23 protein-coding genes are annotated in these 18,085 nt (G+C 70.2%); 7 read left to right on the forward strand and 16 right to left on the reverse strand.

All coding sequences use genetic code 11. The features are described from left to right. Positions 1-137: 137 nt before the first annotated feature. Both ABZ794_RS23670 and ABZ794_RS23675 read right to left on the reverse strand, forming a co-directional pair. Positions 138-632 carry a hypothetical protein gene (locus tag ABZ794_RS23670; RefSeq protein ID WP_210785599.1) on the reverse strand — a complete coding sequence of 165 codons (495 nt, stop codon included), beginning with the start codon at positions 630-632 and terminating at the stop codon, positions 138-140. 43 nt (positions 633-675) lie between these two features. Further along, a complete protein-coding gene (locus ABZ794_RS23675) occupies positions 676-1,137 on the reverse strand; it encodes an HNH endonuclease (protein WP_210785600.1) in 462 nt (153 codons plus the stop codon). A gap of 137 nt (positions 1,138-1,274) precedes the next feature. On the opposite strand from ABZ794_RS23675, the gene ABZ794_RS23680 reads away from it, so the two are divergent. Further along, positions 1,275-1,667, forward strand: a complete 393-nt coding sequence (locus ABZ794_RS23680) for a hypothetical protein (protein ID WP_210785601.1) — start codon at positions 1,275-1,277, stop codon at positions 1,665-1,667. A 90-nt stretch (positions 1,668-1,757) separates the two neighbouring features. On the opposite strand, the gene ABZ794_RS23685 is transcribed toward ABZ794_RS23680, so the two are convergent. The 7 genes from ABZ794_RS23685 to ABZ794_RS23715 form a co-directional block, all read right to left on the reverse strand. Next, positions 1,758-2,318 (reverse strand): dihydrofolate reductase family protein, encoded by a 561-nt coding sequence (locus ABZ794_RS23685; protein ID WP_210785602.1) that lies wholly within the window; start codon positions 2,316-2,318, stop codon positions 1,758-1,760. A 4-nt stretch (positions 2,319-2,322) separates the two neighbouring features. Further along, positions 2,323-2,811, reverse strand: a complete 489-nt coding sequence (locus tag ABZ794_RS23690) for an SRPBCC domain-containing protein (RefSeq protein ID WP_210785603.1) — start codon at positions 2,809-2,811, stop codon at positions 2,323-2,325. Further along, on the reverse strand, positions 2,811-3,209 hold the full coding sequence (locus ABZ794_RS23695) for a metalloregulator ArsR/SmtB family transcription factor (protein ID WP_307850624.1): 399 nt from the start codon (positions 3,207-3,209) through the stop codon (positions 2,811-2,813). The genes ABZ794_RS23690 and ABZ794_RS23695 overlap by 1 nt, the downstream gene beginning before the upstream one ends. Before the next feature lie 258 nt (positions 3,210-3,467). After that, the gene (locus tag ABZ794_RS23700; RefSeq protein ID WP_210785605.1) at positions 3,468-5,042 is read right to left on the reverse strand and encodes a serine hydrolase domain-containing protein; all 1,575 of its coding nucleotides are present in this window, start codon (positions 5,040-5,042) and stop codon (positions 3,468-3,470) included. A gap of 28 nt (positions 5,043-5,070) precedes the next feature. Beyond that, positions 5,071-5,346 (reverse strand): hypothetical protein, encoded by a 276-nt coding sequence (locus ABZ794_RS23705; protein ID WP_210785606.1) that lies wholly within the window; start codon positions 5,344-5,346, stop codon positions 5,071-5,073. Between the two features lie 3 nt (positions 5,347-5,349). Then, positions 5,350-5,688, reverse strand: a complete 339-nt coding sequence (locus ABZ794_RS23710) for a winged helix-turn-helix domain-containing protein (protein WP_210785607.1) — start codon at positions 5,686-5,688, stop codon at positions 5,350-5,352. Between the two features lie 117 nt (positions 5,689-5,805). Next, complete coding sequence (locus ABZ794_RS23715) at positions 5,806-6,738, reverse strand: LysR family transcriptional regulator (protein ID WP_210785608.1); 933 nt, start codon at positions 6,736-6,738, stop codon at positions 5,806-5,808. A gap of 127 nt (positions 6,739-6,865) precedes the next feature. Here ABZ794_RS23715 and ABZ794_RS23720 point away from each other — a divergent pair, with 127 nt between their 5' ends. Together ABZ794_RS23720 and ABZ794_RS23725 are read left to right on the forward strand one after the other, a co-directional pair. Continuing rightward, a complete protein-coding gene (locus ABZ794_RS23720; protein ID WP_238688961.1) occupies positions 6,866-8,119 on the forward strand; it encodes an MFS transporter in 1,254 nt (417 codons plus the stop codon). Further along, positions 8,119-8,691 (forward strand): GNAT family N-acetyltransferase, encoded by a 573-nt coding sequence (locus ABZ794_RS23725; RefSeq protein ID WP_210785610.1) that lies wholly within the window; start codon positions 8,119-8,121, stop codon positions 8,689-8,691. The genes ABZ794_RS23720 and ABZ794_RS23725 overlap by 1 nt, the downstream gene beginning before the upstream one ends. 37 nt (positions 8,692-8,728) lie before the next feature. On the opposite strand, the gene ABZ794_RS23730 is transcribed toward ABZ794_RS23725, so the two are convergent. Beyond that, positions 8,729-9,469, reverse strand: coding sequence for an SDR family oxidoreductase (locus ABZ794_RS23730; RefSeq protein WP_210785611.1), 741 nt, complete (start codon positions 9,467-9,469; stop codon positions 8,729-8,731). 127 nt (positions 9,470-9,596) lie between these two features. Here ABZ794_RS23730 and ABZ794_RS23735 point away from each other — a divergent pair, with 127 nt between their 5' ends. After that, positions 9,597-10,079 (forward strand): Rrf2 family transcriptional regulator, encoded by a 483-nt coding sequence (locus tag ABZ794_RS23735; protein ID WP_238688960.1) that lies wholly within the window; start codon positions 9,597-9,599, stop codon positions 10,077-10,079. 32 nt (positions 10,080-10,111) lie between these two features. Here ABZ794_RS23735 and ABZ794_RS23740 read toward each other — a convergent pair whose 3' ends face one another. Further along, positions 10,112-11,665: a glycosyltransferase family 39 protein gene (locus ABZ794_RS23740; protein ID WP_238688959.1), complete on the reverse strand. Its 1,554-nt coding sequence runs from the start codon at positions 11,663-11,665 to the stop codon at positions 10,112-10,114. Positions 11,666-11,788: 123 nt separating this feature from the next. Here ABZ794_RS23740 and ABZ794_RS23745 point away from each other — a divergent pair, with 123 nt between their 5' ends. Genes ABZ794_RS23745 through ABZ794_RS23755 form a run of 3 tightly spaced genes read left to right on the forward strand, consistent with a single transcriptional unit; the run spans position 11,789 to position 13,935 of the window. Beyond that, positions 11,789-12,820: an aldo/keto reductase gene (locus ABZ794_RS23745; protein WP_238688958.1), complete on the forward strand. Its 1,032-nt coding sequence runs from the start codon at positions 11,789-11,791 to the stop codon at positions 12,818-12,820. After that, positions 12,817-13,323, forward strand: a complete 507-nt coding sequence (locus ABZ794_RS23750; RefSeq protein WP_238688957.1) for a DUF664 domain-containing protein — start codon at positions 12,817-12,819, stop codon at positions 13,321-13,323. The genes ABZ794_RS23745 and ABZ794_RS23750 overlap by 4 nt, the downstream gene beginning before the upstream one ends. Positions 13,324-13,347: 24 nt before the next feature. After that, entirely contained in the window at positions 13,348-13,935 is a 588-nt protein-coding gene (locus ABZ794_RS23755) for a GNAT family N-acetyltransferase (RefSeq protein ID WP_238688956.1), read from the forward strand. Here the strand turns inward: ABZ794_RS23755 and ABZ794_RS23760 are convergent, their stop codons facing one another. The 5 genes from ABZ794_RS23760 to ABZ794_RS23780 form a co-directional block, all read right to left on the reverse strand. Beyond that, positions 13,936-15,216, reverse strand: coding sequence for an MFS transporter (locus ABZ794_RS23760; RefSeq protein WP_238688955.1), 1,281 nt, complete (start codon positions 15,214-15,216; stop codon positions 13,936-13,938). It lies immediately after the preceding gene. A gap of 136 nt (positions 15,217-15,352) precedes the next feature. After that, positions 15,353-15,580 (reverse strand): hypothetical protein, encoded by a 228-nt coding sequence (locus tag ABZ794_RS23765; protein ID WP_210785634.1) that lies wholly within the window; start codon positions 15,578-15,580, stop codon positions 15,353-15,355. After that, positions 15,481-15,822, reverse strand: a complete 342-nt coding sequence (locus ABZ794_RS23770) for a sigma factor (protein WP_357517617.1) — start codon at positions 15,820-15,822, stop codon at positions 15,481-15,483. The genes ABZ794_RS23765 and ABZ794_RS23770 overlap by 100 nt, the downstream gene beginning before the upstream one ends. 132 nt (positions 15,823-15,954) lie before the next feature. Continuing rightward, on the reverse strand, positions 15,955-16,857 hold the full coding sequence (locus ABZ794_RS23775; RefSeq protein WP_210785618.1) for a hypothetical protein: 903 nt from the start codon (positions 16,855-16,857) through the stop codon (positions 15,955-15,957). Next, the gene (locus ABZ794_RS23780; protein ID WP_210785619.1) at positions 16,844-18,085 is read right to left on the reverse strand and encodes a hypothetical protein; all 1,242 of its coding nucleotides are present in this window, start codon (positions 18,083-18,085) and stop codon (positions 16,844-16,846) included. The genes ABZ794_RS23775 and ABZ794_RS23780 overlap by 14 nt, the downstream gene beginning before the upstream one ends.

Genomic DNA, 18,085 nt, shown 5'->3' on the forward strand with positions numbered 1-18,085 from the left:
AGCGCTCATGCATCATAATGACAGTTATGCTGCGTAACGAATGAGAATGGTGTGGTGGTCAGGTAAGCGAGCCGAAGCACTTGCTGGTCACCGGGTTGTGGGCGCCCACCGCGGCAACCGCCCCTGCTCCTGATGCTTCAGACCGGGTTGCCACGCCCGCCAGGTAGGACGCCGCAGTTGCGGCAGGCCCGCAGTGGGCGGCGGTCCTCGTCGCCGCAGGCCAGGCAACGTCCGGCCGGGTCGACCCCCGCGTCGTACGCATCGAGGACCCGTTTCACCACGATGGAGAGCTGCTCGGTGGGATGCTTCTGCGGATCGGGGCAGTAGGCGATGTCGTGGCACCCCCACGAGTCCCACGGATGCGGCGTTGCGGGAATTCGTCTGCCCTCCTGCTTCTGCAGACGCCGCTGGGCCGCGAACGCGACAGCCCTTGCCAGCACCAGAGCGCGGGCAACCTCGAGTTCACCGAGGGCCCGGACCAGCGACGGGGGATCGACCTCAATGTCACCGGGGATGCGCTGACGGGTCGCCAGGTGATGCCAGGTGGCGTGGAAGCCGTACGGCGCGAAGTGGTAGAGGCAGTCCCGTAGATGCGTCCGGCGCCGTCGAGGGCTGAGGCTCTCGTCACGCACCCGGCGGGCGGTCGCGGGGAAACTGGTCAACCCAGAGCAATCACTACGAGCGGCCGTACGCGGCGCGGGCCTGGGCTACCTCGGCGGCCTCGCGTTCACGCCAGCGGCGCTGAGCCTCCCGGTTGCACGTCCGACAGACCCGACGGTACCGGCCGGTGGTCGGGTCGAGTTCACGGTCGTGGCCGTTGCGGCACTGTGCCGCCTGGGTTCGGTTGCGGCAGGCCTCGGTCCGGCTGACCTGGCGCAGATGGGTCGGCTCGATACAGTCGGCGGCGCCGCAGGTCTGGTCGACGTCGAGGGCCGGGTCGTACCCGCCGACGAGGACAACGTACGCGGCGATGTGCGCCCACGCGCGACCGGCGACCTTCTGGTGCACTCCGCGTAGCCGCCCATAGCCTTCGATGATCAGGCAGCCGTCCTCGGTGCGGTGTGAGCGCTCCAGCAGGTGGGCGCGCAGCGACTCCTCGGTGTGGTAGCGAGACAGACCCTTCACGGTCGAGAGCACGGTGTCACCGTACCCACGTCACGCAGCGTCGCCGACTGATGCCTGACACGCGGGCGCGCCCGCTCGGCGAGTGGCCGCGCGCTCTGGCCGGTAGCCGGCCGTGCTGTCCACACCAGAGCTGCCGTAGCGTCGCCCGGGTGGGTCTGCTGTTGGTGCTGCGTGTTCCGCTGCCGCGTTCGAAGAGCCCGCGTCGGGCTACCCGGGCGCAGCGGCGGGAGCGCTATCGCGCCGATGCCGAAGAGTGGGCCACGGCGCGGGAGCGCGGTTTGCTGCTCGACGTGTCGGTGGAGGTGCTGCTGTCGTTGCTGAATGCGGCCGGCGGCAACCGACTTCCAATCATGGGTCAGCTCGACCCGTGGTCCGATGGCGTACTCGCTCGTGAGGATCTGTCGCAGCTCGATGCCGACGTCGACCGTCTGAGGGCGGTGGCGGGTAACGACGCGGAGCGTGGGCTGGTGGCAGCGCTGATGGCGTTGCTGGCGCGGTGGCGTAACGAGCCTGGTCTGACGCTGCACTGGCATGGAGACTGACGGAGCTGCAAAGGATCGCACAGAGCGAGCTGGGCGGCGCCCCGTCGGCGTCACCGACACACGTCCGGGTCGGTGACGCCGACGACCGTCTCAGGTACGAATGCGGTAGTGCAGGGACGCCACACCGCTACTGAATCGGCGACTGCTCAGTAGCTCCAGGCCGATGCGGGTGCCGCTGGGCAGCCCGGGCTTACCCCCGCCGGTGAGGATGGGATGGATCAGCAGGTGACACTCGTCGATCAGTCCAGCCTGGAATGCCTGCGCCGCGAGGTGTGCGCCCCCGATGGTGAGGTCACTGGTGGCCGAGGCTTTCATGGCGCGTACCGAGGCGGGGTCGAAGCTCCTTTCGAGCCGGGTCCTGGCGGTCGAGGTCGCGTCCAACGTGGTGGAGTAGGCGACCTTGTCCGCTGTCTGCCAGACGTCGGCGAAGTCGGCAGTGAGCTTCGACTGCTCGGCCAGGGTGGGTTCGGTTTCCCAGAGCGACATCGACTCGTACAGGCGCCGGCCGTAGAGGTAGGTACCGATGGGCCGAACCAGGTCGGTGATGAACGCGAGGTACTCGTCGTCGGGTGGGGTCCAGTCGAACCTGCCGTGTTCGTCCTCGATGTAACCGTCGAGGGACACGTTGGTCACGTAGATCAGCTTGGCCATGGCGTTACACCTCGACGTCGACTGCGACGGGGAGGCGGTTCCGCAGTGTGGCGTCCAGTTTGGAGAAGGCCTCGTTCCAACCCTGGTCGGCGGGGCCAACCACCCGCCCCGGGAGCCACTGACGGATCTCGAGGCGCGTCCGTCCATCGACCTCGTCGTAGAACTCGACCCGCATCCTTGTCTCGTGCGGCTCAATGCCCTCCGGCAGCTGCCCGGTGACGTGCGCGACGCCGTCGAGCAGTTCACCGTCCACGACGTCGGTGAGGTCGACGTGGACGGCGACTCGAAGGCCGGGTTGGGTCGGGAAGACCTCGGTCCACCGCTGGTGGCCGCCAGGCCGAACGTCGAAGTCCATCTCCTCGCGGGGCAGCGAGTTGCCGATCGGCCCCCACCATGCGGCCAGGTGGTCCGGTTCGGTGAAAGCCCGGTAGACCAGCTCGCGTGGCGCGTCCACTACGCGTGAGATGACGATTTGCGGTTTGTCGCTGTCCATCAATTCTCCTTGTCGTGAGCCTTGCCCGGGGATTCGCTGTCGGGAATCGCCGAGCCGTCCGTTGGGCGACCGGCGGCCTGGACGGCCGCGAGGTGAGCGTCGAGGCGGGTGAGGGACGTGTCCCAGAACCGCCGGTAGCGCTCGATCCACTCGGCCGCTTCGCGCAGCGGGGCGGCCTCGATGCGACTCATCCGCAACTTCCCCGACCGGGTCCGTGAGATGAGCCCGGCGCGTTCGAGCGCCTTCAGGTGCCGTGACACCGCCGGCATCGAGATGGTGAAGGGGGCGGTGAGCTCGGTGACCGTGGCGTCGCGGTCGGCCAGCTCGGCGAGGATCGCCCGTCGAGTCGGGTCGGCGAGCGCCGAGAACACCGCACTGAGTTGGTCGCTGCCAGACACCAGAGCCTCCCACATCACTTAACCAAAACGTTAAATGTAGTGCCGGATGAACGCGTGTCAACACGCCGAGACATCGGTGAGCATCTCGGGTAAGCGCAGCGCATCGACCGAAACCCCGACCCGGCTGAGGAGCGCAGGAGTGACGTCGTTCGACTCCACCATGAGAGCTGCGGCGTTACGGCGTCCCGGAGTACGAGACCTTCCCGCCCAACCACGACGTCTCAACCCTGCGCAGCGGTGTAGGCGATCAGGGGAGCCCTAAGCCCCAGAGTGAGGGCTTTGTGTCGCTACGGGCCGAGACCTATCAGCACCTGATGGGCCGGCGGTGACGATGGCGTGCACGCCCAGGCCCAGCCGGGTCAGCGCGAGTGCGGCCGCCAGGACGACCACGACGCGAATGGCGTGACCGACGTCTGGTGCCCACAACTGGAGTTTGGCCAGCCCGGTGCCGTTCCAGAGGGCCGGCACCTGCCAGGCGACGCCGGCCGCGACCGCGGCGCAGGCACCGACCCAGGCGATGGTCGCGACGATCGTTCGGCCGCGGGAAGGGACCGACTGGGTGGAACCGTGCCGCCGCCTGCGGAGGACGCGGACCCAGGAGCAGGCCAGGAGGGTGAGCAGCACCGCGGCGACCCCGAAGAGGCCGAACAGCGCCCAGGCATGCGTCGGGTCTTCGGTGGCGGTCGCGGGTGTGCCGCCGTGCAGGATGCGAGCGAGGTTGAACGCCCCGGCGCTGAGCAGCGGGTCCATGTGCGGGGCGTAGACGTTGGTCATGATGATCACGGCGAGGTTCGAGTCGGGTGCCAGCACGATGTGGGTGAAGAAGTCCGGGGTGGCGCCGGCGTGCCAGACGATGCGGGTGCCGACGCCGTCCAGGGTGCTGTTCCTCCAACCGAACCCGTAGGTGCCGTGACCGGTGGTCACGGTGCCGGTCTGCAGCTGTCGCACACTCTGCGCTTCGAGGATCCGCGCGCCGCCGTAGCGGCCGCCGCTGAGCTGCGCGATGGCGTAGTGGGACAGGTCGTCGAGACTGGCGGCGAGGAAACCGTAGGGCACTCCGGCGGTGTCGAACGGTGCCGAGAAGCGCTGCGGCCGGCCGAAGTAGTACCGGTGCCCGACCGGGATGCCGACGGCGCGGGCTTCGTCGGCAGTGGCCGCGGAGTGCGTCATCTGTAGTGGGTCCAGCACGTGACGACGTAGGTAGCCGCCGAAGGTGTCGCCGGTGACGTTCTCGACGAGCGCGCCGAGGATCATGAAGTTGGCGTCGCTGTACTGATAGGTCTGTCCGACGGGGGCGGTGGGCTGAATGCTGGCCAGGTCCCGTACGGATCGGGCCAGGGCGCCGGGGCGGTTGTCGTAGCGGTCGGTCAGGTCGGTGCTCCACACCTGCGGCAGGCCGCTGGTGTGGGTGAGCAGTTGGCGGACGGTGACCGTCCGGGCGGTGTCCGCGCCGCCCAGCCGCAGCCACGGGAGGTACGTGGACGCGGTGGTGTCGAGGTCGACCCGGCCGGCCTCGACCAGTTGCGACACCGCCAGTGCGGTGAACGACTTGCTTGTTGACCCGAGCAGGAACGGGGTCTGCGTGGTGATCGGTCGGCCGTCACCGTCGACGCCCCAGGCGCCGCGCTGGAGGACCTCGTCGCCACGGATGACCGCGTACGCCAGGCCGGGTGCCCTGGTTTGCTCCAGGTACGTGCGCAGGTAGCGTTCGCCGGCGGCGAGGCCGTCGACAGCCGCGGGAACGGCCGCGACCGGGACGGCCAGCGTGGCCGTCAGCATCAGGCAGCCGGCCACGGCGATGAGCCGTCGGATGTGCGTCAGCCAGGTGCTCATGTGGCGCGTCCTCCCCGTCGGTGGGCCGTCAGCCGATCTGACTCAACAGCTTCTCGAGCGCGGCCAGACGCTGCCGAACCTCACCGAGCTCGTCTCGCACGCCCTTGATCTCGTCCGCCGTGGCCTGGGCGCTGCTGGCACTGCGCTCGGCCAGCACTCGGTAGCCCTCCTCCCGGGCCGCCGAGTAGCGGGCGCGATAGATGCCGATCCCGACGAGACCGGCGACCACGATCATCGCTGTCACGACCACCGCCGAGGCGATGGTCGTGGTCTGCGCAATGTCCAACGCCACCTGATGGGTCATTGCTCACTTCTCCTGTTCTGCGCCCGGCCCCGAGCCGGTCAGGTTCTGGGCCGCCAGCGCGATCGCGTCCAAGTCCAGGGCCACCGTGAACGGCACCGCCTGGACGTACTTCACCGAGCTGCCGTCAGGTGCCGTCACCAGCTCGCCGGTCACCAGGCCGGCCGCTTCCAATTTCTGTAGGTGCATGTAGAGCAGCGGCCGGTTCATCTGCAGCTGCCGCGCCAACTCGCTGACGTAGGTCCGCTGCCGGGCCACGGCGGCCAGGATTCGCAGCCGGTGTGGGCTGGCCAGTGCGGCCAGCAGCGACACGAGTTCATCACCGGTTGGCGAGGTGCCGCTCATCCTGGTTTTCCCTTCTCAGCGGGAGTGTCGGATTTCTCTGACGCCCCCTGTCAGGCAAGTCTGACAGGGGAGGGTGGCGGAAGTCAACGGCCGCGACGCACTATCGAGCTGCGCCGATCACTGACCCCAGGGCGGCAGCCAGATCTCGATGTCGGGCGCCTGTGCTCGTCGGGATTCGAGGTAGTCGCGCAGGGCGCGAAGCGCCGGATGCGGGTTGTCGTCGCGCCAGATGAGTGACATGGGGTAGATGGGCGCCGGGTCGCGCACCGGTACGCGGCGCAGGTCGTAGCTGTCCGGCCACAGGTACCGGGTGCGAACGCCGGCGAGGGTCGCCAGCTCCGCGGAGTCGGCGATCTCGGCCAGCAGCGCCTCGTTGCCGAAGACCGGCCCGACCAGGTCGATGGTGAGGCCGAACGCGGCGGCGAGTTCGTCGTAGTAGTCGGCCCATTCGGTCCCGGGGGCCATGCCGGGCATCCAGATGCGGTGCTCGGCGAGTTGTGCGGGCGTGACGGTGCGGGCGTTGGCGAGCGCGTGGCGGGGGCCGACGAGCAGTTCGTGGTGCTCGTCGATCACGCGCGTGGTCCTGATCGCGGCGGGCAGGTGACGCGCGGCGACGGTGACGGCGTGGAAGGTGGCGTCGACAGTCCCCGCCTCGACGGCGGCCATCGCGGCGTGGACGTCGGCGTCGAGGGTGACGACGTCCAGCTCGATGCGGGGATGCGCGCGGTGGAAGTCCTGCAACAGCACCGCCGGTGCGATCCGTCGGCTGTGCACGTCGACGCGCAGCGCACGTCGGCCGGGGCGTACGGAGGCGTCGGCGCGCGCCTCGGCCCGCAGCAGTTCACGGGCGTGCGGCAGGAAGGTCTGACCGTCGACGGTGAGGTGGGTGCCGCGCGCGGTGCGGGTGAACAGCCGTACCCCGAGGTCCTTCTCCAGTGCGGCGATGCGCTTGGAGACGGCCTGCTGGGTGATCGACAGCGTGGCGGCGGCGTCCTGGAACTGGCCGGCGTCGACGGCGGCGACGAAGGTGCGGACGGCGTCGAGGTTCACCCGGCAAACCCTACTGACACAACCTCTGGTTGTGGCGCGCCGTCCACGCAGTTGTTTGATCCGTGGTCACTGGACTTGCTTTGATCGCGCCGATCAACGACGAGTTGTGAAGGTGGGAGGTGCGGGTTTGTCCACGAGGCAACCCCTGGGGCGGCGGTTCGGCTGGTTGTGGGCGTCGTACGCAGTCAGCGCCTACGGCTCCGGGCTGGGTTTCGGGGCGTTGCCCTTGATCGCCGTGCTGGTGTTGCAGGCCAGCCCCGCCCAGGTGTCCGTGCTGGCCGCGCTGGGGCCGGCCGTGGGCGCGCTGATCGCGTTGCCGCTCGGGCCGTGGGTGGAGTTCCACCGCAAGCGGCGGGTGATGATCGCGGCGGACCTGGCCCGGTTCGCGGTCCTGCTGACGATCCCCGTCGCGTACGCGCTGGGCCGGCTCAGCTTCGGGCAGTTGCTTGTCGTCTCGGCCGTGCTCGCCACCGCCAAGATCGCTTTCAACGCGGCCAGCGGCGCCTTCCTCAAGGCCCTCGTGCGGCCGGACGACCTGCTGGTGGCGAACGCGCGGTTCGAGTCGACGACCTGGAGTTCGATCGCGCTCGGGCCGCCGCTGGGCGGCGCCGCGGTGGGACTCTTCGGGCCGGTCGTCACCGTCGTGGCCGATGCGCTCAGCTACCTGCTCTCCGCGCTGGGCCTCACCGCCATTCGCGGCCCCGAAGACCACCCTCGGCGCACCGGCGCAGGCCGGATCCGGGCCGGTGAGCTGCTCGACGGCTGGCGGCACCTGCTGACTCACCCCGGCCTGCGGGTGCTCTACCTCAACCAGTTGCTCGTCGCCGGGCTGATCATGGCCACCGAGCCGCTGTTGGCCGTGCTCCTGCTCGGCGAACTGGGCTTTGCGCCGTGGCAGTACGGCCTCGCCTTCGCCGTGCCCTGCGTCGGCGGGCTCATCGGGTCACGCCTGGCCCGTCGGGTGGTGGCACGTCACGGCCAACACCGGATCATCCGCACCGTGGGCACGCTGCGCGCGATCTGGCTGATCGGCCTCGCCTTCGTCCAGCCCGGCGTGGTCGGTCTCGCCACGGTGATCGCCGTCGAGTTCGCGATCATCATCAGCATGAGCCTGTACAACCCGGTGCTCGCCACCTACCGCCTGGAACAGACTCCGAAGGATCGCATCGTCCGTACCCTCTCTGCCTGGTCGATCGGCAGCAGCGCGGCCATCGCCATCCTCAGCGCGCTCGGTGGGCTGCTCGCGCAGGCCACCAGCCCACGCACGGCGATCACGGTCGCCGGGCTGGTGATCTTCGCGAGCCCGCTGCTGCTGCCCCGGAGCACGGACGCCGATCGACCGGCACCGGAGCGCTCCGCACGGGTCTCTACGATCGCGTGATGTTCCAGCCGACCTACCCGATCCGCACCCCGCGGCTCGCCCTGCGTCCGGTCACTATGGACGACCTCGACGACGTGTACGCGTTTCAGCGCCGACCCGACGTCGTGCGCTGGATGCTCGGCGCGCAGCCGCGTACCCGTGAGCAGTCCCGGCTGTCGGTGCTCGCCATGGCGGGCGAGGACGCGTGGCGCGCGGAGGGCGACTGCCTCACGGTGGCCGCGGTCACCGACGCCGGGGTGATCGGGATCGTGGAGCTGGTGTGGCGCAGCCGGCTGGAGCGTACCGCCGAACTCGGGTTCGTCTTCCACCCCGACCACGGCGGTCGCGGGTTGGCGACGGAGGCCGCCACGGCGGTGCTGGACTGCGGGTTTGCCAAGTTCGGGTTGCACCGGGTCTACGGCCGGTGCCACTGTCGCAACGCCGCGTCGGCCCGGCTGATGGGGAGACTCGGCATGCGGCAGGAGGCCCGCCATGTCGAGAGTTACCTGTTCCGGGGGGAGTGGGCCGACCAGCTCGTCTTCGCGATCCTGGCGCACGAGTGGCGGGCCGGGACCCGCACGCCGCCGTCGTGATCGTCCACCACGGCGACGTGCGGATCGGGTCGACACCTTAGGCCCGGCGCGCGAGCCACTCCCGGTAGGCGGTGGGCGCGATGACGGCGTCGTCGCCGGCGATGAGGACATCGCCGGACATGGCGGCGAACATGCCGGCGCCGTTGTCGGTGGTGACGGTGCGCTGGTCACCGCGGGAGGCAAGCGTGATCCGCCCCAGCTCGTCGAGGGTGAAGACGTCGGGCCCGGCGACGTTGCGGATGCCCTGCAGCGGCGCGCCCATGCTGACCTCGGCGACGGCCTGCGCCACGTCGGCGGCGGCCATCGGCTGCACCGGCGTGCTGGGCAGGCGGACGGTGGTGTCGTCGGCCGTCCAGGACAGGATCGACTCGACGAACTCGAAGAACTGGGTGGCGCGGACGATCGAGTACGGAATGGGACCGGCCGTGAGGATCTCCTCCTGGAGGGTCTTGGCGCGGTAGTAGTCCAGGTCGGGCACCTGGTCGACGCCGACGATGGAGAGGATCACCGCGTGGCCGACGCCCGCGTGAGCGGCTGCGGCCAGCAGGTTGTCCATGGTCGTCTGGAAGAAGGCGGGCGAGGCCTCGTCGAAGGTCGGCGAGTTCGTGAGGTTGACGACGACCTCGGCGCCGGCGAGCCCGTCGGACAGGCCCTGCCCGGTGAGCAGGTCCACCCCGGTGGACGGCGACAGCGGCACCGCCTCGTGCCCCGCGGCCTGCAGGATCTTGACGACCTGCGACCCGATGAGGCCGGTCCCGCCCAGTACGGCGATCTTCATGCTCATGCACCTTCCCGTGACTGTGTGGTCCGACCTATTGGCGTTCAGCCGATACTCGGACCTTCCTTGTCCGAGAACTATACTCGGACACAACGGGTCCGAGTAGCGGGGTGACTAGGGTGACGTCATGAAGATGTCCGGCGGGGTCGAGTGGGCGCTGCACTGCTGCGTGGTGCTCACCACCAGCCACACGCCCGTTCCGGCGGCCAAGCTGGCGGAACTGCACGACGTCTCGAGCAGCTACCTCGCCAAACAGCTCCAGGCGCTCGCCCGTGCCAACCTGATCCACTCCGTGCAGGGCAAGTCGGGCGGCTACGTGCTGACCCGCGCACCGGAGAGCATCACCCTGCTCGACGTGGTCCGGGCCGTCGACGGGCCCGGCCCGACCTTCGTCTGCACGGAGATCCGCCAGCGCGGCCCCTTCGCGACCCCGGCCGACGCCTGCACCACGCCGTGTCCGGTGTCCCGCGCCATGTGGGCGGCCGAGGACGCGTGGCACCAGGCGCTCGCCGCGGTCACCATCGCCGATCTCGCCCGCGACGTCGACGCCACCTCCGGCCCCGAGGCCCTGGTCGGCATCCAGGCCTGGCTGACCGGCGGGGCCGGCTGACCTGGTTGGCCGGCGAAGCCGGTGGTGCACGGTCAGCCGGTGTGGCGTACCTCGGTGTCCCAGATCTGCGCCCACGGACGCCGCAGCCCTCGGCACACGTGGATCGGGCCGCCGTTCTCGTCGTTGTCCACCTCGACGCGCTGGTCCACCCGCCCGGCGAGCGTGCACTGCTCGAACCAGGTGGTGAGCTGCTCGGGGCGCTCCCAGCCGACGGCGATGACCACGTCCGCGTCGGCGGGCGGCCGAGCGAAGTCGACCATGCTGTTGTGCCCGGAGTACGCCCGGGGCAGACCACGGGCCGGCCCGTAGCGGGCCACCGCGCCGGCCTCGCCGTAGTTGCCGGTGAGGACGACCGCCCGCGCACGCTCCTGCGGCGGCAAACCACGATGGACGGCCGCGAGAGAGTCGGCGAACTCCGGCCAACCGATCGTCTCGCCGGCGTCGTAGTTGACGTCGACCACGAAACCGGGCAACCGGTCGGCCGGCAGCACCGGCAGCAGCAGCACGACGTTGGGCAGCAGGAACGGCACCACGCCCAACGCGAGCAACCCGCGACGCCACCCGAGTGACCCGCGTGACGCCCACGCCACGGTGACCAGCGCCCCGGCGGCGGTGAGGACCAGCAACAGCGGCGCGTCGTAGTAACCCTTGCCGCCGGCGATCAGCACGATGCCGACCACCACCAACCATGCCCAGCCCACCGCCCGATAGGCCCGCCACGCCGGCCGGCGCAGCAGCGCGACGAGGCCGGCGACCCAGATCGGTACGGCGTACGGGCTGATGATGACGAAGTGGAGGGTGAACGCCTCCAGGCGGCCACTGTAGGAGCTGTCGCCGTCGGAGATGGACCCGGCAACGCCGAGCTGCGGAAAGCCGTTGGTCGCCTGCCAGATCAGATTCGGCGCGGCCAGCAGCACGGTGATCCCGGCGGCGGCGAGCACCCACCGGTCGCGCAGCAGCCGACGCGGCCCGGCGATGAGCACTCCGGCGACCAGGCCCACGGCCAGCAGCGCCGGAAGCAGCTTGCTGAGCATTCCCACCCCGAGCGCCAGCCCGATACCCAGCGCCCAGCGGCTGTCACCGGTGCGCAGCAACCGCACCGCACACCACGCCGCGACCAACCAGACCAGCAGGTCGACGGTGGTGGTGCTGAGCAGGTGACCACTGGCGAGCACGATGCCGGAGAGCGCGGCGAGCACCGCCGCGAACAGTTGCCCGCCCCGGCCGGCGCCCAACTCCCGGGCGATGGCGGCGACCAGCAGCACCGCGCCGCCGGCCAGCACCGCCGACGGGGTACGCAGCACCACCAGGTTGCCCGGGGCGATCGTGTCGAGCAGCCGGGCCAGCACCGGGACCAGGGGCCCCTGATCGACGTAGCCCCAGTCGAGGTGCCGACCGGCGAGCAGGAAGTACAGCTCGTCGCGGTGATAGCCGTAACGGCCGGCGAGAAGCAGGAGCGTCACGGTGGTCGCGGCGGCCACCAGCCACGGGGCACGGGTACGAACGCCAGGCTCCGCCGGCCGCCCCGACGGCGGCGACTGGGTCGGCCGCTGAGGTCGGTCGATCTCGATCGCGGGCTCGCTCACCCGCTCATGATGACCGGCGGCGTCGCCTCGTGGGTGCCCCTACCGGCGTTCGGCACCGTCCCGAATGCGGGTGGCCGAGGCGGGTGCGAAGATCAGCTTTGTCACTCGGACCGAAAGGACGATATGCGCTATCGCACTCTGGGCAACACCGGCACCGTGGTGTCCACCCTGTGTCTGGGCACGATGACCTTCGGCGCGGAGACCGACGAGGCCGGCAGCTTCGCCCAACTGGACCGGTTCGTCGAGGCCGGCGGCACCTTCGTCGACACCGCTGACGTCTACTCCACCGGTGTCTCCGAGGACATCATCGGGCGCTGGCTGCGCAGCCGACCCGACCTGCGCGACCGCCTGGTGATCGCCACCAAGGGGCGGTTCCCGATGGGCCCGGGGACCAACGACGCCGGGCTGTCCCGGGTGCACCTCACCCGCGCCCTGGACGCCAGCCTGCGCCGACTCGGCGTCGAGGCCGTCGACCTGTACCAGGCGCACGCCTGGGATCCGCTGACCCCGCTGCCGGAGACGCTGCGGTTCTTCGACGACGCGGTCGGCGCCGGCAAGATCCGCTACGCGGGCGTCAGCAACTTCACCGGCTGGCAGTTGCAGAAAGCCGCCCTGCTCACCCAGCACCTCAACCTCACCCCGATCGTGACCCTGCAACCGCAGTACAACCTGCTGGCCCGGGAGATCGAGTTCGAGTTGGTGCCGGTCTGCGAGAACGAGGGCATCGGCATCCTGCCCTGGTCACCGCTGGGCGGCGGATGGCTGACCGGCAAGTACCAGCGCGACAGCACGCCCACCGGCGCAACCCGGCTCGGCGAGAACCCGCAGCGCGGCGTCGAGGCGTACGCCGGTCGCAACGCCGAGGAGCGCACCTGGCGGGTGCTCGACGCGGTCCGCCAGGTCGCCCGGGACCGGGGCGTTTCCATGTCGGCGGTGTCGTTGGCCTGGCTGGCGGCCCGACCGGCAGTCACCTCGGTGATCCTCGGCGCGCGGACCAGCGACCAGCTCGACGACAACCTGACCGCCGCCGACCTGGTCCTCGACGCCGAGCAGATGCGGCTGCTGGACGAGGCGAGCGCCCCGCTGGTGGGCGACTACCCGTACGGCGCGGCCGGGGTGCGCCAGCGCGCCCGTGACCTGCCGGCCGGGTCATGACCTCGTTCCCCGAGCCCACCGACCCGGCCGGCAGCCGCACCGAGGTCTTCCTGCGCTACCTGGACTACTTCCGCGAGTCCGTGGTCGCCAAGGTGTCGGCGCTGGCCGAGCCCGAGCTGCGGCGCAGCCGGCTGCCGTCCGGGTGGACGCCACTGGAGCTGCTCACACACCTGCGCCACGTCGAGCTGCGCTGGATCGAGTGGGGCGTCCAGGGCCGGAACGTCGCCGAGCCGTGGGGCGATCGCCGCGACGACCGCTGGTACGTCGCCCCCGACGAGACCCGCGCGGATCTGGTGGCGGCGCTGCGAGCGCAGGGCGCGCACACCACGGCCGTGGTGACGGCGCACGACCTGGCCGAGATCGGCACGCCGGGCCCGCGCTGGAGAGGCGCGGACCCGGCGTCGCTGGAGCGGGTGCTGTTCCACCTGGTGCAGGAGTACGCCCGCCACCTGGGTCACCTCGACGTGGTCGCCGAACTCGCGGGCGGCCCGACCGGGAAGTGAGGCCGTCGGCCCGATAATGGGTTTATGCCGCTGCTCGTCGCACCAGCCCTGCCCGCCGGGAGCATCGCCGCCCAGGAGCAACCCCACCTTCCGGTACGTCCCGGGTTGACCCTGCGGCCGTGGCGCGACGACGACGCCCCGGCCGTCCGGGCCGCCTTCGACTGTCCGCAGATCCAGCGGTGGCACGTCCGCCGCATCGACGGGGACGACGAGGCGCGGTCGTGGACGGCGCAGTGGGTCGGCCGTTGGCGTGACGAGACGTCGGCCAGTTGGGCGATCGTCGACGCCGACGACCGACCGCTGGGTCAGGTGGGGTTGCGGGGCGTGCTGCTGGTCGAGGCGTCGGCGCATCTGTCGTACTGGTTGTTGCCCGCGGCGCGGGGTCGGGGCATCGCCACCGAGGCGCTGCTCGCCCTGACCCGGTGGAGTTTCACGCGGGCCGGTCTGCACCGGCTGGCCCTGGAGCACTCGACCGCCAATACGGCGTCGTGCCGGGTGGCCACACGGGCCGGCTTCACCGAGGAGGGCGTGCTCCGGGGGTCGGTTCGCCACGCCGACGGCTGGCACGACATGCACCTGCACGCACGGCTGCGCACCGACGGCCCGGTCTGATCAGATTGTCGGCGCGGGTGGTGTCGGCGTCGCACCGTCCTCGTCGGCCCGGCGCATCGCTCGCGGCAGTCGCAGCGCGACGACTCCGGTGGCCACCAGTCCGCCGACGCCCGCGAGCACCAGAGTCACCGGGGCGGACGTGGCGTCCAGCAGGACACCACCGGCGAGGTAGGACGTCGCGGCGGCGACCCCGATCGCACCGTACAGATTGCCGAAGACCCTGCCGAGCATGCCCGCTGGCACCGTGCGTTGCAGCAGCGTGCTGGAGGCGACGTCCATGGCAGCCAATCCGAACCCACGGACGGCCTGCAGGGCGATCGCGGCGGCGACGGCCCAGGCGAGCCCGGTCAGCAGGTTGCCGACACTGCTGACGGCGAAGCCGACGATCAGCAGCAGCGGCATCGCCGCCCTGGTGCCCCACCTGGACAACAGTGCGTAGCCGGCCACCAGTCCGACACCGACCGCGCCCAGCAGCAACCCGACAGCGGATTCGCCGACGTGGAAGGTCTTCTGGGCCAGCAGTACCAGGGCCACGTCGTCGACCCCGTTGAAGGCGACCACCGCGGTGAAGCCAAGGAAGATCACCCGCACCGTCGGAACACTCAACAGATAGCCGATGCCCGCTCTGGCCTGTCGCAGCAGGGACGGCTGGTGCCCGTCGCCGGTTGCCGGTGGAAGTGAGGGGAGCGTCGCGAGCAGCACGGCCGAGACCAGGAACGACACGGCGTCGACGAGCAGCACACCACGCAGTCCGACCAGCGGGAACAGGGCCGCGGCGAGCAGGGGGCCGACCGCCTCCGCCGCGTTGGAGCCGAACCCGAGGGTGGAGTTGGCGGTTTCCAGGTCACTGTCACCGACCAGTGCGGGCACCGCCGCCCGAGACGCCGGTTGGAAGAGCTGCGAGGCGGTGGCGCGAATCGCGACGAGAGCCAGCAGCATCGGCAGCGAGGGCATGGTGAGCACGATGACCAGCAGGACCACAGCTTGGACGAGTTCGCAGACGACCATCAATCGTCGGAGATTGAGCCGGTCAGCTAGGGCGCCGGTGAAGGGACCCAGCAGGGATGGAGCGAAGTCTCCGACAAGGAGCAGAAGCGCGACTGCCAGCCCCTTACCCGTCGTCTCGGCGACGTGGAAGATCAGCGCGACAAGGCTGAGTGAATCGCCCGCGTACGAGACGAGCCGTGCCGAGAAGAGCGTCCGGAATGGCCTGTTGTGGCGAAGTAGGTGGGTGGGACGCGACGGCGCAGCGTCTGCCGTGGCGGACGCTGCGCCGGACATCTCGAACTTCCCCTGTCGCTGAGGGCTGCGGTGCGGCGTCGTGCTGCCGATACAAGGACGGGTGAACCAGCCTGTGGGTGAAGGTAGCCATCAGAGCGTCGGGGAGCGCGGTATTTACCGTTGTCGGGGAGCTGATTCAGGAAGCGACCGGGACGTCGGTGGTGGTCCCGTTGGCGTCGGTGACCCGTACCTCGGTCACGGTCGCGGGCAGGAGTGCCGCATCGCGGCCGACGTCCTGCCACTGGCCGTCGCCGACTCGGAAGCTCAGCGCTGACCCCTCGGCGGCCACGAGAACGCCCTGGTCGTCGGGCAGTCGTAGCCGCACAGGTAGGGGTGCCGACCAGTCCGCGGTCGTGCTGGCCACCGCTTCGAACGGAAGATATTTGCGGGCGAGCAGGGCGATGACCGATTGACCAGCGCACGTCGCGCGTACGCCTGCGGGCTGCTCTGCACCCGACGCCAGCGCACGTACATCTGCTCCAGCACCTCCTGAAGCAGGTCCTCCGCCGCGTGCCGATCCCCGGTCAGCAGGAAGGCAACCCGCAACAGCACCCCCGACCGTGAGCGAACGAAGTCGTCGGACTCCGCCCCGCTCGAATCCGTCATCTGACCTCCCGGCCTCGTCAACCAGCAAGACACCAGGTGGGCTCGCGAGGTTTACCGGTCCGGCAACTTCGCGCAGGTCGGACCCGGTGGAGGCCGGTGATCCGGGTTGCGCAGGTGGTAGACGGGCAGCGGTCAGTACGGGCACCTGCGCCCGTCGCGCACCATCTGCGCGTACGCGGTGCCGGTGATGCGCAGCCGATCGGTCTCGGTGCCGTCCTTGGCCCGGCAACCGTCGAACGGACTGACGTAGATCCAGGTGTAGGCCGAGTCGTCCGCGCGCCCGGTCACCTCGAACGGCTTGTCGCCGGGTGCCGAGATCACCATTGTCTGGCGTCGTCCGTCGGCCAGGTAATCCAACTCCAGTCGCCAACGGCAGTGCTGCTTGGCGGAGAGCGCTCGTACCTGGATGACGTTCTTCTCACCCTTGGGCAAGGTGATCTTGTGGGTGGCGAAGAACGGGGCACCGGCATCCTCGCCACCCGGGTCGTCGACGAGCATGCGGGGATTCGGTCGATCCACGTGTGTCACCAGGACGACCTTCCTGGAGTCGCCCTGGGATTCGTTGGGCTCCTGGATCCCGGTGAGCGGGGGGCGGCAGGGCTCGACGAGGACGGGCCGCAGGTCGACGGCCTCGGCGGCCTCGTCCCGGGTGCCGACGAGGGTGATCTCCCAGGTGCTCCGTTCGATGTCGACAGCGCCGGCCTCGACGGTCGGGTCGTCCGGCCGCTTGGCGTCCAGGCGAGCCAGGTCCGAGCCGGCGGGGTAGACGTAGTCGAGCGCGCCCTCCTGAGGGTAGGGAACGTGCTTCAGGTCCAGGACGACGACCGGCCCCCGCCCGGCCAACTGCTCGGCCAGTTCGTTCGCGGGCTTCCACTGGTTGATCGTGCCGACAATGACGGTGCCGAGCCAGGTGGCGACGGCGCCGACCACGATCGTCAGCAGCCAGGTGACGGGACGCTTCCACCAGGCGACGGTTGCCGGCGCGGCGACGGTGGGGACCTTACGGCGACGCGGGCGTTTGTTACGTGGACTCATGGACCGGAGTCTCCTGCGCATCGATGGACGTGTCGGTGTCGAGGAGCCGACGGGCCAGCAGCACGGGCAACGCGACGAGCCAACCCCAGGCCGCGCCGAACCGCAGCGAGGAGGTCAATTGCAGGCCCAGGGACTCCCAGGGCGCGCAGCCGGTGGGGGAGTTCGAGATGGCGCAGTCGACGAGGACATCGGACGTCGCGGTCAGCGCGGCCGCCGCGATCGTGGCACCCCAACAGACGACGACGAGCCCGAGGCGGTGCCCGGAGTTCGGCAGGCCGGCGAGCAGCGCCCGGAGCAGGAGCCACAGCACCACCAGCAGAGCGAGGGCGAGCACCGACCTGTGCACCCAGACGTCCATCGACAGGGGATTCGGATCGATCTCCTGCGTCAGCCGATATTCGACGTCGTCGCGTACGCGTGGCGGCGGGGACAGGGCAGGGCGGGACAGGAACACACTGAGCAGCGCCAGGAATCCTCTCCCCGAGTAGCTGTCCCGCACCGCCTGGGTGCCGTTGATCAGGATGAGCACCAGCACCGGAAGGACGCCGGCCAGGGCAAGGTTCGCGCCGCGTCCTCGCACGTCGCCGATCAGCGGAACGCCGCGCTCGGTATCGACAGCCGCGTCCTGGGGCTCGTCGTCGCCCTCGTCGGTGTCCTTCCTGAGCCGGTTCAGCAGCAGTATCGCCAGGCTGGTGCAGCCCACCAGGGAGGCGTTCGTGCCCGCCAACAGGCAGCCGAGAAAGAGGGCGTCGGACGTCCAGCCGGTCAGCGTCAGGTGCGCGCTGGCAAGGAGCGTGGAATGGTCCAGCGCCTCGTTGGCGTACCAACCGGTGGGGGCGGTGTGGACGCGGACCACGAGGGTGGCCCACCAGAGCAGGTCCCCGATCGCCGTGGCGGTGAGGGCGGCGGCCGCGCCGACCATCGCCGCGACGAACGGGTAAGTCCGCCGGGTGACCAGGCCGCAGGCCAGGTACGTCGACACCCCGACCAGCAGGATCACGAGCCAGCGGATCAGCGGCGTCACCGCGTCCATCATGGGGGCGGTGACGGGGTCGAGGGGGGCGAAGAAGACAACGCCCTTCGTGACGAGGGTCCGGAAGTCGACGGCGGTCCGGGTGACGGTGATCGGCCCCGACATCGAGTTGACCTCGGCGGTGACCCCCAGGTACATCAGGATGGCGCCCGCTGCGGCGAGCACGGCGACGACGATCCTGAATGGTCGGCTCAT

It is taken from the genome of Micromonospora sp. NPDC047187 (assembly GCF_040643355.1).
In the GTDB taxonomy this organism is placed as follows: domain Bacteria; phylum Actinomycetota; class Actinomycetes; order Mycobacteriales; family Micromonosporaceae; genus Micromonospora; species Micromonospora salmantinae.